This window comes from Limisphaera sp. VF-2 (genome assembly GCF_049537125.1).
Taxonomy (GTDB): Bacteria; Verrucomicrobiota; Verrucomicrobiia; order Limisphaerales; family Limisphaeraceae; genus Limisphaera.
The window spans coordinates 374,681-386,928 of sequence record NZ_JBMVQY010000001.1 but is presented as its reverse complement, the minus strand read 5'-3'; the positions used below and the strand labels follow the sequence as shown (position 1 = coordinate 386,928).

Annotated in this window: 7 protein-coding genes; 6 read left to right on the top strand and 1 reads right to left on the bottom strand. The window is 62.0% G+C overall.

Annotation, left to right across the window (positions count from 1 at the left end; translation table 11 throughout):
• Positions 1–137: 137 nt before the first annotated feature.
• Positions 138–1,295 (bottom strand): aminofutalosine synthase MqnE, encoded by a 1,158-nt coding sequence (gene mqnE, locus ACPDIT_RS01280; protein WP_423440848.1) that lies wholly within the window; start codon positions 1,293–1,295, stop codon positions 138–140.
• Positions 1,296–3,312: 2,017 nt separating this feature from the next.
• On the opposite strand from mqnE, the gene pilM reads away from it, so the two are divergent.
• The 6 genes from pilM to ACPDIT_RS01250 all read left to right on the top strand — a co-directional run bounded on the left by pilM (position 3,313) and on the right by ACPDIT_RS01250 (position 12,211).
• The gene (gene pilM, locus ACPDIT_RS01275) at positions 3,313–4,380 is read left to right on the top strand and encodes a pilus assembly protein PilM (RefSeq protein WP_423440846.1); all 1,068 of its coding nucleotides are present in this window, start codon (positions 3,313–3,315) and stop codon (positions 4,378–4,380) included.
• Between the two features lie 4 nt (positions 4,381–4,384).
• Positions 4,385–5,065, top strand: a complete 681-nt coding sequence (locus ACPDIT_RS01270; RefSeq protein WP_423440844.1) for a hypothetical protein — start codon at positions 4,385–4,387, stop codon at positions 5,063–5,065.
• Positions 5,062–5,643 (top strand): hypothetical protein, encoded by a 582-nt coding sequence (locus ACPDIT_RS01265; protein ID WP_423440843.1) that lies wholly within the window; start codon positions 5,062–5,064, stop codon positions 5,641–5,643. The genes ACPDIT_RS01270 and ACPDIT_RS01265 overlap by 4 nt, the downstream gene beginning before the upstream one ends.
• A 12-nt stretch (positions 5,644–5,655) precedes the next feature.
• Positions 5,656–6,138 (top strand): hypothetical protein, encoded by a 483-nt coding sequence (locus tag ACPDIT_RS01260; RefSeq protein ID WP_423440841.1) that lies wholly within the window; start codon positions 5,656–5,658, stop codon positions 6,136–6,138.
• Between the two features lie 279 nt (positions 6,139–6,417).
• Entirely contained in the window at positions 6,418–8,094 is a 1,677-nt protein-coding gene (locus ACPDIT_RS01255; protein ID WP_423440840.1) for a secretin N-terminal domain-containing protein, read from the top strand.
• Positions 8,095–8,257: 163 nt separating this feature from the next.
• Positions 8,258–12,211, top strand: a complete 3,954-nt coding sequence (locus ACPDIT_RS01250) for a hypothetical protein (protein WP_423440838.1) — start codon at positions 8,258–8,260, stop codon at positions 12,209–12,211.
• The last annotated feature ends 37 nt before the right edge of the window (positions 12,212–12,248 follow it).

Sequence of the window (12,248 nt, the reverse complement as noted above, 5' to 3'; positions counted from 1 at the left end):
CGTGTTCCTGCGGGAGGTGCTGAATGGCTGCCGAGGACCGGCGGTGGGGAAATGTGTCATTGCAAAAGGCGAAGAAGTAACCCGGAAAAGTGCGCACTCGAGATGGGTCCGAAAAGCCGCGCGTTTTCCAAAACCTGTCACTGCCGGTTCAGAGAGGCAGCCGCGAGCGCAGGGACCGTTGCGGGATGCTCCAGATGCCGAGGGGCATCCTCCAAGGGTTCGTAAAAGGTGTTCCTTCGCACGGGAATCCGTCCGGCCTCGCGAATGACGCGGACCAGCTCTGCCTCCGGCAGATGCTGCGGCGACCGTGCCCCGGCCATGTGAAAGATGTGTTCCTCCACAATGGTACCGTGGAGGTCGTCGGCACCGTAGCTGAGCGCCACCTGGGCCAGCTTGGTGCCCAGTCCCACCCAGTAGGCGGTGAGGTGGTCGAAGTTGTCCAGGTACAATCGGCTGACCGCCAGCGTCCGCAAGCTGTCATGGCCGGTGGGCGGGTGACGGACCTCCAACTGGTTGTTCTCGGGCTGGTAGGGCAGGGGAATGAACGCGACAAAGCCACCGGTCTCGTCCTGCAGCTCCCGCAGGCGCCGCAGGTGATCCACCCGATCGGCCAGCGTCTCCACGTGCCCATACAACATCGTGCAGGTGCTGCGTCCGCCCATCCGATGCCAGGTTCGGTGCACTTCCAACCATTCTTCGGCCGATTCCTTGCCCCGGGCGATCGTCTGCCGGACGCCGGGCGCGAAAATCTCGGCCCCGCCACCGGTCAGGCAATCCAGACCGGCCTCGCGAAGCGCCATCAGCGTGTCTTCCACGGACTTCCGTGCCAGCCAGGCCAGATGCAGCACCTCGATGGCCGTGAAACATTTGAGCTGGATGCGCGGATCGAGGGCCTTCAGGGCGCGCAGCATGTCGAGATAATACGAGAAGGGCAGAGAGGGATGCAGACCTCCGACGATGTGCAGCTCGGTGATGCCGAGGGCAAGCGCCTCCCGCGCCTTGGCCACGATCTGCTCCACGGTCAACTCGAAGCCGTCCGCATCCCGTTTCTTTCGAGCAAACGAGCAAAAGCGGCAGGAGAGGATGCAGTAGTTGGAGTAGTTGATGTACCGATTGACAATGTAGGTGGCACGATTGCCCACCTTGCGCGCCCGGACGCCGTCGGCCAGCGCCCCCAACATGTGGAGATCTCCGCTTTGCCAGAGCCTCAAGGCTTCGGTCTCATCCAGGCGCCGACCGGATTCCACCTTCTGGATGATCTCGCGCCATTCACTTTGTCGCCAGACCCACTGCATCGACGTCAGAATTAAGCACTTTCGGCAATCCGAGGCAAACTTCGTCGGGCCCGGCGATTTGGTGCCCTCGCGAAGGCCGCGGCAGACACCGGCCGGTCGAGAAACATGCACGTTCGCTGGCTCTGACCGGTGCCGCGCCGAGCGAAGCCCGCGTCAATGTCCAGGCCACCACGATCCGCACTGCCCGCCATGATACCCACTACCCCGGGGGTCCGCCCCCCGGCGCAAGACTCCCGCGGAGGACCCCGGATCGTCGGCTTCCGGTTCGGCGTAAACAGCGCATGGGAAGCGACAGCCATTCCCAGGTCAAAGATCGGCACACCGATCTGTGGCGAGCGGTCACTGCCTCTTGGCGACGAGGAGACCGGTGAAACCGCAAAAGCGCACCAAGAGGTCTCCGGGAAGGCAGCCGTCCGATGACCGGTTTGGTTCCTCCAGCTCATCGATCACCCCGGGCTGGGCGACGGCCGTGCGGTGGCGGCGCTCGAGCTGCCGACCGCAACTTTCACGGCGTTGAGCGGCCGGGGCACAGGCTCCTGAGTTGTGATTGGCACCACGCGCCAGCGCACGCGGGCGCCCTTTGGCCCTGGGCGCGGAAACCGATTCTCACGCAAAAACCCCTAAACCCCACCGGGGGTTGGACTCAATCCGTTGCATGGCTGCGAGACTCCGGACCGGATTCGCGTTCTTCCAGCCTTTCCGCTGGAGCGCGCCCGGCAGGAGTGTGTTCCTCGGACGAGTGACAACCCTGTCCCGCTTTCGGACGGACACACAGGCGTTCAGATGTATGCGCGGGCGCCAGGGAACTCGCGCGCAGCGAACGAAAGTCGCGCTTTTTCGTTTGGATGGTCGGGACGAGGGCCGGCCCACGAGGGTGCACCTGCGCCCGGGCTTTCGAAGCCCTTGCCATGGAAGGCAAGGAACTCAGGCCCGCATTCGTCGAAGTCGCAGAGGGTTTGTGTCTCCGTGTCTCTGGGGGTTCGCAAACAGCCTCCCGATCCTCGCACGCAAGGGCAACGAGGATGGCCGTGACTCGCCTCGAGCCGTGACTGGAAAGTTGTGTTTAGCTTTCCCCCGGGTTGCTCGACCGAAGGCGCGGTTTGCGACTTCTGATTCGGGCCTTGGGACCCTCGGGGGTGTGGCCCTGCTCCGAACTGAGAATGCCCGGGCACGAACCTCCTCAGAGGACTGTGGACTTTTGGCCATCCGGAGGATGCAGATTCCAGCAGGCGAAGAACCTCATTCACGAGCCCTACCGGCCGGTTTGCCAACACGGTCCGGCAAGCGACGAAGCTTCATGCCGAGTCGAGACCGGGCCCGCAGCCCACTGGCCAGCAGCGATGGAGCACTCTTCTTGCGACGCGACGCGACGTCAGGAAGGTCAAACCGGCCGTGCCGGGAATACTTTGCACTTTAAGGGCTGCCTCCAAGGCAGCTTTTGCCTCCTAAAGGGACTCGAAGGTTCTGAAGGGGCAAAAATTGCCCGAGCATCGAGGCTGGAGAGGAGGGCTTTGGATCTGTGTGTGAGTGTCGGACCCTCAGAGGACTGGCTCATCATCTTTACAGGGGCGGCCATCAAGAATGTGCAGAGAGGGTTGAAAAGTCTCGGGCCCACTGTTTGAGGAATCCCGACTTCCGCCGTGCGACACGAAGGGAGCTAAAGTGTCCAGATTTGGGATGGAGGTTGGGCTGAGGCCTCTGACCCACTCGGGTGTTGTGGCTTCGCTGCTGGCGTGACTCGGCTGCGCCCGGCCAAGGAGATCAATCTGGCACCGGCTCCGGAGGCAACAGTGGCGTCGAGTCGCGTCCGCCCGAGGCCCGATCCTCCAGGATTCGCGGCAGACCTGCCTTGGGAAGCTGATCTCCGAACGGAGCCAGGTTGTCCGGAGACCCGTGGGCGTTGTGCCCACTGCGGGTTGGAACGCCGGGCCCCCGGACTTGGCCCGCCACTTGCTCTGCTGGAAGCCGATTCGGTCGAGTACATCGATCGTGGACGAAGCTGACCTGAGGACACGGCATGGCACTGGCGTTTTTCCGACCCCGTTCGCAGCGACGGGATGAGGTGGTGGCAGTCGACCTGGGGGCCCGCTGCTCCAAGGCCGTCTGGGTACAAACCCGTCCGGACGGGTTGGCTCTGCTGCGGTATGCCATCCTCGATGCGCCGGTGGCAGAGAAGGAGCCTTCGACAGCGGCGCTAGCCGAGCATCTCCGCAGCCTCCTGCAAGCCCTGGAGACCCGCTGCCGTCTGGTCTCCTTGGCCCTGGGGGTAAACGACGCCATCGTTCGGTACGCCGAGCTGCCTCAGATGCCCCTCGCCGACATGCGGCAGGTCCTCAAAACCAGCAGCAAGCTGTATTTGCAGCAGGAGCTGCCCGGTTACGTGTTCGATTGTTGGCCCGTCAACGGCGCCGAGCGGGCCCCTGCGGAGAAGACCAAAACCTCCACAGTGCCCAAGCAGAAGGTCCTGGTGGCGGGAGCTCGGCAAAGCTGGGTCGACACGCTCTATGAGGCCTTGAAACAGACGGGTTGCACCGCCGGGAATGTTCTTCCCGGTTTGGTGGCTCCCATCAATGCACTCGAAAGTGCCCAGCCGGAGTTGTTTCGGCAGGAAGTGGTGGCCCTGGTGAATCTGGGGTTCCGGCACTCCAGCATATGTATCTTGCAACAGGGCGAACTGGTGCTGAGTCGGGTGCTGGGCATGGGCGGGGATCATGTCACCCAGGGACTCGCCAATATGATGGGCATCAGCTACGCGGAGGCCGAGGGCATCAAGCTCGGAATGCCGGGCGAGGTGCGCGAACAGCTTCAATCTCTGCTGGCTCCCCTGGCTCGCGAACTGAAGGCCTCGATCGACTTCTACGAACACCAGAACGACCGGCCGGTCAGCCAGGTGCTCGTGTCGGGCGGCAGCGCCCTTTCGGACTGTGTCCTGCAACTTCTCCAGGCCGAACTGGTCACGGACTGCCGTCCATGGGATCCAACGGCCGGACTTCAGAGGTCGTTGCCTCCGCAACAACTGGCCGAGTTGGAACAGCTGGCCCCCCATCTCACGGTGGCCATCGGTACGGCCCTCGCCACTCTTTGAGCATATGCCGATTCGATTGAATTTACTGGCGGAAGCGCTGGAGCGGGAAGAGGAACGGCGCAAAGACCCGGTAAAGCGCGCCTTGTTGGGGGCGGTGGGGATCGTGATCGCAAGCCTCCTCGGAAGCCTGCTGTATTACTCGCAGCTGCTGGTCAAAAACAGCGAATTGGCCCGCCTGCAAACCGAGTGGGAACTGCTGCGCAAAGAGTACGAGCAAACCCGGGAAAACGAGAAGAAACTGGCGGACGTGCGGCAGCGCCTTGCCGCGCTGGAGCGGCTCGCCACCAACCGTTTTCTCCACGGGAACCTGCTCAACGCATTGCAAAAGGCGGCCATCCCGGAGGTGGCATTGACCCGGTTCAAAGTGGAGCAGTTTTATACCCTGACAGAACCCACGCCGGCCCGAACCAACGCCGCCGGCCGGGTTACGCAACCGGCGAAACCGGCCACGGCCACCGAGCGCATCCTGGTCACCCTGGACGCCCGGGATGAGAGCCAGCGGCCGGGCGACATGGTCACCGACTACAAAGACCGCATCGCCTCCGTCCCGCTCTTCCGGGAACTCCTCGGAACCAACGGGGAGGTGGTGCTCCGCAATTTGTCGGCACCCCTCCAGGACACCCGATCCGGACAATCGTACGTCACGTTCAGCCTGGAGGTGCGCTTTCCGGAGAAAAGCCGATGAAACGTCTCACGCGTGAGAAAAAACAGCAGTTATTGTTGGTGGCGCTGGCCACCCTGGCGGCACTGACCGGCGTTTGGTTTGGCCTCGTGCGCCCCCAGCGCGTCGGATTGGAGCGCGTGGCCCGGGAGATTCTGCAGGCACAGCGTCAGTTGGACGAGGCACGGAAACTGTTGGCGCGCGCGCCTCAAATCCTGGAGGAGTTGGACAGCGCCTCAACAGTGCTGGAGCAACGAGAAGAGCAAATGGCCGCGGGCGATTACTATGCCTTCGTCATCAACCGCATCCGGCAGTTTCGGCTCGACTACGATGTGGACATCCCGCAGTTCGGCACCATCATCGGCCCGGCCCCGGTGGATTTACTGCCGCGATTTCCCTATCAGCAGGTGAGTCTCACCATTGCGGGGAGTGGTTTTTACCATGAGATCGGCCGTTTCATCGCGGATTTCGAGAACCGGTTTCCCTACTGCCAGATTCGCAATGTGGAGTTGGAAACGCCGGGTGGGGGGTCGTCGGATCCGACGGGAGAGCGGCTCTCGTTTCGCATGACCCTCGTGACCCTGGTTCGACCCGGATCTTGATGGAGGATGGCCATGGTGCGTGCGTCGAAACAACGCCGTTGGCAGGGACTGGTGATGCTCCTTGCGGTGCTGAGCTGCGGTGCGGCTGGAAGGGCGGCCGAAGCCTCGAGTGGCAGTCCCACCCCGGCGGTCCCGGCACCGATCATTCCCAGGTCTGTCTTCGAGATTCCCGGTGATCCGTCCCAGGGCCGGGACCCGTTCTTTCCACGGTCCCAGCGGCTGTTCGCCGGTCGGACCGGCAGCACGAATGTAACTCCCGTGGCCCGGATCCAGTGGACACTGCGAGGCCTGGCCGGCACGCCCCAGCAGCGCCTGGCCACGCTCCGTACCAGCGGGGATCGCCCTCGTACCCTCATCCTGGCCGAAGGGGAGGAGACCAGTCTGCCTGCGGCCGGCGGGGAGGTGCGCGTCCGTTGCGTCCAAATTCGGGACGACACGGTCGTCATCGAGGTCAATGGTGTGCAACAAGAACTGCGTCTCAGAGAGGGTTTCTGAGGATGCAAAGGCTCCCGCAGGACGGTCGGCGGCTGTTCGCACCCTCACGGAAGGGGCAAAGGGGAAGGTGGAAGCCCGTGTCGCTTTCATGTGGCCTGCAAATTGCTGCCAACGGCCGCAGGAGGCGTGAGACAGGAATCCCATGGAATGGGACACGCCTTTAGAACCGATGCAAGAGGCAGGTTTCATACGCAGTCAAGTGAACGGAGTTGCAATCGACCTGACAGGATGCCCGCGCCTCCGGAAGGGGGCGGGAGAGATCGCAGAGCAAGCCAACGTATGAAAACGAAATCGTGGAATCGCCGCACGACATGGGCGCTGGCGCTGGCCTTCACCCTGGGCGTCGCCTCTGTCCGTGCACAAGACACCAACGAACAAGCCGAGACAGCGGCCTCCGGGGCCACGACTTCAGCGAATGCCGCTCCGGCCGGGGAGACGGCCACGCCGGCGGCGGCGTCCGCAACCAAATCCGGCCGGGCGGCGGAAGTCATTCCACTGATCGTGATGGACGACCTCCCGTTGACCGACGCGATTCGGAACCTGGCACGTCAGGCGGGGATCAATTACCTGATCGACCCCAAAGTGGCCTATGGCGCGCCGGGCCCGGATGGCAAAGTGGTCCCCATGCCGACGGTTTCCATTCGGTGGGAGAACGTCACCGCCCAGCAGGCCCTCGAGGCATTGTTGAACAATTATGACCTCCAACTGGTTCAGGATCCCAAGACCGGGATTGGCCGCATTACGGTGAAAGATCCTTCGGCCCCTGAACCGTTGGTGACTCAGATCATCCAGCTGAAATATGCAAGTCCCACCAACGTGGCGCTTGCCATCCAGGGCGTACTTATGGATCGCCGCAGCAAGGTGATCCCCGACGTTCGCACGCGACAACTCATTGTAGCAGCCACGGAACAGGAGCACCGTGCGATCGAAGACATCGTGGCCCGACTCGATGCACAGAGCAAGCAGGTGCTGATTGAGGGGAGATTACTGGAGGTGTCAGTGTCACCGAAGTCCATTAAGGGCATCGACTGGTCGGGCACCTTGGGAGGCCAGCGGGTTGTTTTTGGGAACGGTACCACGATTGCACGATCCACGACAACCATACCTGGACAAACCACCACCACGACCCTGCCGGGTGGACGGACGATCACCTCCCAGTCGCGTTACAGTGAGCAAACCGAAATGCAGACCGTTTTCGATCCCCTGGCAGGCGGCGGCCTGTCGCTCAACACCTTCCGGGGTCTGACTCCCAACATTGGTTTTCTGAGCGCGGACGGAGTCAGCGCTGTTCTTTCCTTTCTGAACTCGCATGCAGAGTCCCGGGTGCTTTCGGCTCCCAGAACGGTCACCCTGGACAACGAACCGACGTTCATTGAAGTCGGTCAGATGTATCCCATTGTGAATGTGACTCCGGGGACGGTGCAGACAGCCGGGGGCTCCCAGGTGACGTACAGTAACCTCACCCTCCGCCTGGAAGTCACGCCGAGCATTTCTGCCAACAACGTCGTCAACCTCAAGGTTCGGCCGAGCATTCTTCGACTCGGCCCCAGGTACACCACAAAAGTGGGTGGGGTGGAAAATGAGGTGGACTCGTTCTTCAAGCGGGAAATGGAGACGCGGGTGCTGATTCCCAGCGGACATACTCTCGTCCTGGGGGGGCTGCTGCAGGATCAGATCTCTTCTGGAAGCACGAAGGTGCCGGTCCTGGGGGATCTGCCGCTGTTGGGCGCGGCGTTTCGCAGCCGCTCGAAGGATCGCGACAAAATGAATCTCCTGATCTTCATCACGCCTACGATTGTCGAGGACAAGGATTACCAGGAAACGCCCACAGATTTTCTGTCGACGCGTCCACCGGCGGGCGAGGCCCTGGAGGATGATTGGTCGGCTTGGGACAGCGGCGAGCCACTGCGGTGGAGCAAGCGTCCGGAGCGAAGCGGAGGCAGGGTTACTCCCTAGGCCCGGTTGCGCAACACAAGGCGCAGCTGTGCAGCACTCAACGAAGGACCAAAGGATTTCGTGTATGAAGCGCATGCGATCCGGAACTGTGCAGAGGCGTCCCCAGCCTGCGAGCTCGTTCTGGGCTACAATGACCGTTTGCGGGCTGTTTGGGGCGATGTGTATGCGGGGATGGGCCTTGCCGGAAGTGCACACCGTAAGCGGCGGGCCAAAGCAGGGCACCTGGACACCCCATGGATATGCCGACGGACGCGCCACCACGGACGCGCAGTTCCATCGACCGGTGGCCCTGGCCTGGGCCGAAAGTGGAGCGGCAGGGGGTCGGCTTTACGTGGCGGACGAAGGAAACCATGCAGTGCGGGTGCTGGAGGAAGGCTGGGTTTACACCTTCCTGCCGAACGATGTGGTGGGACCGACATGGATTCGAGGCCCGATTGGAGTCGCGGTTGACGGGGAGGGCGTCGTTTACGTTCTGAATCGCGGTGAGTCGGGCAGGGGCTGGCTTCTGCGGGTGGACGCCCACGGACACCCCGCCGGCGCTTCGTGGATCGTGGCCACAAATCTGATGCATCCGCAAAGTCTGGCATTGGATCGCAGGGGAGGAGCTTACGTTGTGGTCGGAGACAGGCAAATCCTGTGGATCGGTCTGCGGAATGAAGGTTCGAGGCTGGTGGCAACCGTGAGCGCGCCGGGCGCCCAGCTTCGAGGTTTGACAATGCGACCGGATGGGATGCTGGCGGTTTGCGATGCGGGTCTGCATGGCATCTGGCTGGTCAATCCGACGAACGGCAGTGTGATGCCGTTGACCGGCTTCAACGGCCCTGGCGATCGCTTCGGGGCGGCCGCTTACGCCCAGTTTCGGTGCCCTGAGGGCATTGTGGCAGCAGGGAACAATGCCGTGGTGGTTACCGACCGTGGAAATCATCGGGTGAAGGTCGTAGATCCGGCTGGCGCGGTGTACAACCTGTACGGGGTGTGCTCGAATCTCTGGGTGGGGCCTTATAATCCGACGGCGGGCGTCTTCCCAGGGTGGTATGATGGCGTTGGCTGCGTGACGATCCATGCTTGTGACATGTGTGCCAATTATGCGGAGGCGCGTGATCCCCACGGGATTACGTTTGCGCGTGACGGAACGCTGTTTGTAACCGAAACGTATTATCATATTTTGCGGCAGGTCAGCAGTGCAGGTCTACCCCCTCCACCCCCGTGGCCGCCAGCCGCGCCGCAGGAGGTTGTGGCAGAAGCCACTGTTGACGGAGTAACGGTCGACTGGAGGCCCGTACGAGGCGCAGTGCGCTATCGGGTGAAGCGATCCACTACTGCGGGAGGCCCTTACAGCGTGCTTTCAGAAGTTGTGTCGCCGCCATTCCGGGATGCTGGCGTGCTGCCGGGCACGACCTATTACTACGTCGTCACTGCCCTCAACGACGGAGGCGAAAGTCTCCCATCGGCCGAGGTGAGGGTGAGCATACCGAGACCTCCGGTACAGGATCCTCGTATCGGCTATGTGGAATTTCCATCGACGGCGAGCCCTCCATACACGTCGGTATTTCGCGCGGGCCAGTCGTTTGTCTTCAACAATGACGTGCCGATTGTGATTGTAGGCGAGGCCGGCGCGCAAACGTTCTACACCTATTCAAACACGTTGGACCTGGCTCAGGTGGCCAACCCCACCGACGAATCCGCAACAGCCCCCGCGGGATATCGAGATGGCTTGGACCCGGTCGATGTGGCCCGATTCGCGGTAGTGCCGGTGCAGCCGGTCGTTGCAGTGAAAGCTGTCAGCAAGAAAACAGATGGAAGTCCGGACAGTCAAATTGTGGGCGCCGTCCTGCAGTTCGTGACTGCGAACCCGGTCGTGGAGGGGGACAATCCCGCGGATTTGCGGGTACGCGTGGCAACGGCGTGGGCAAGATTGTTCTACACGCTCGACGGATCGGATCCCGGGCCAGAAAATCTGCGGGCCGTGGATGCAGGGCTGGTGGGTGATCCTCGCGAGGGATGGTCCCTGCGGCTGTTCATCAGCAGCAACACGATGCTGAGGCTGCGGGCGTACAAAACGAATTATCAGCCCAGCGCCGTGGTGAGCAAGCTTCTCAGCCCAACGAATCTCGTCGTCAATCGAATTGGCTTTGGATTCGAGCGAGGTGTGGGTGCCACGGAGTTTATTGCGGCTCCGGGGCAGCTGTTCTATGCGCCAGTGACCATGACCGTGTTGCCGGATACGAGCATCTATAGTTTGCAGTTTTCCCTGATGGCGACCAATGCCGGTCCACTTCCCGGACCGCCCATTCCGCGGAACGGCTTTACGTTCGAATCCCTTTTGGTGAAGCCGCGAGAGGGAGTTGCGGGCGCCTTCGAGCGGATCCCGCCGCTCATGTACGTGGCCAGGAATACAAATGGAGTGCCGGACGTGATCACAAATCGCGTCGTCGCGTATAACAACGGCTGGTTCATGGAGCTTGTGTTTACGAACTCCGCGATGAACCTTTTGGGCGTTGGATGGCTCGAGAGGCGGTGGCAATTCGGCACGAACCTGTACAATACCACCGCGCAGGATCTGATCAGCTATTCCATGGCGCATGATACGCTGCTGGTGAAGTCGGACGGAAGGGTTCTGGTCGGTGCCTACGGCATTCGGGTTCCGAGCAACGCAAAGCCAGGGCAGACCTATGTGATTCAGGTGGATCGGCCCACGGCAACATCTGACGGTATTGGAGCGCCCGGGTCTGATGTTTACATCGAAGCGCCCGCCTACGGCGTTTTGGGGAAGGGCCCGTTGAACGGGGTCAAGGTGTTGACCGTGGGTCAGCCGGGCTACATCGTGGGTGACGTGTATCCTTTCCGGTGGTTCAACGCGGGCGACTTCGGCAAGGGATGGTTGGCAAATGCTGATGTCATGCAGGTATTCCAGGTGATTGCCTATGGATTCAACGCACCGCCCGCGGGGAGTGATCTGTTTGATGCGATGGATTCGTGTTGCGGAGTTTTCACCAACGCGTCATGGGACACGAATCTGTTGGTCAAGGTGGGGGATGGATCGCAGCCCATCGTGCGGGAATCGCTGTTTGACGGGAACGATACGGATATCAATCGGATCGCTTTTGGCGACGGGCAGCTCGACGTCTGTGACCTCTTTGTGACGTTCCGACGCTCTCTGGACCCGTCCTTGGCGTGGTTCAAGCGACTCTGGACCACGAACGGGCAGGTGGCGGTCGTGGCGACAAACAACTTCCGGGGACGCTTGGACCCGTGGTTGGGCCCATGGGATTTGGGACTCGAGGACAGCAGCCTGAGCGGGGAGCCACCGGCGGTGGTGATCGAAGGTCGGGAAGTGATCGGTCAGGCAGGAGCGTTGGTGGAGGTCCCCGTGGTCGCCAGTGTTTTTGGGCCGCATCCGCTGCGTGTCCTGGCCATCACCTTGCGCGTCGTGCCGGCGGATGGCTCTCCGTGGCTGGAGGAACCGGTACGGTTCGAGCCTTCCGTGTTATTGGGAGCGCCGACTTTGGTGGATTCCTCTCGAGGGGACACCTATGCTGCAGCGTGGTTGCGCAACGACGGGACGGGAATCGTGGGCACGAACGCGATCGTGGGCTGGTTGCGCTTGCGAATCCCGGCATCGGCCAGTGGCAACGCCGCTTATGTCATCCAGATGTTGCACAGCTCGGGGTCGCCCAACGGGTTGGCGCCATTCTCCACCCGGGCGCGCAACGGCGTGGTTGCTCTCCGAGATCGCAGCGGCTCGTCTTGGGGAGACGGTATCCCTGACTGGTGGCGTCTTCGGTATTTTGGATCGATTGCGGGGATCCTGGGGGCTGCGGATGCCGATGCCGACGGGGACGGAGTTCTCAACCGGTCAGAATATGAGACCGGCACGGATCCCACAGATCCCACAAGTCATACGCGAATGACTGTGCTCCCACGAGGGCGTGGCGATGCGCTGCTGCTACTCTGGCCCAGCATCCCGGGACTGGAATACATCCTCGAGGAGGCCGTGAATCTAGGGGGCCCGTGGACGCCCGTTTTCACGCAGCGGGCCACAGGATGGAAGATGAGTTACCAACCGTCAGCGCAGGAGGGGCCCCGGAAGTTCTATCGGGTTCGTTTCAACCCCTGAACCCGAACGGGTGAGGCTCGGATGGAGCCCCAGTTCG

Coding starts and splice junctions, on each gene's coding strand:
- ACPDIT_RS01270 (WP_423440844.1), top strand. CDS start 4,385: ATGCCGATTCGATTGAATTTACTGGCGGAAGCGCTGGAGCGGGAAGAG.
- ACPDIT_RS01250 (WP_423440838.1), top strand. CDS start 8,258: ATGCGGGGATGGGCCTTGCCGGAAGTGCACACCGTAAGCGGCGGGCCA.
- ACPDIT_RS01265 (WP_423440843.1), top strand. CDS start 5,062: ATGAAACGTCTCACGCGTGAGAAAAAACAGCAGTTATTGTTGGTGGCG.
- ACPDIT_RS01260 (WP_423440841.1), top strand. CDS start 5,656: ATGGTGCGTGCGTCGAAACAACGCCGTTGGCAGGGACTGGTGATGCTC.
- ACPDIT_RS01255 (WP_423440840.1), top strand. CDS start 6,418: ATGAAAACGAAATCGTGGAATCGCCGCACGACATGGGCGCTGGCGCTG.
- mqnE (WP_423440848.1), bottom strand. CDS start 1,295: ATGCAGTGGGTCTGGCGACAAAGTGAATGGCGCGAGATCATCCAGAAG.
- pilM (WP_423440846.1), top strand. CDS start 3,313: ATGGCACTGGCGTTTTTCCGACCCCGTTCGCAGCGACGGGATGAGGTG.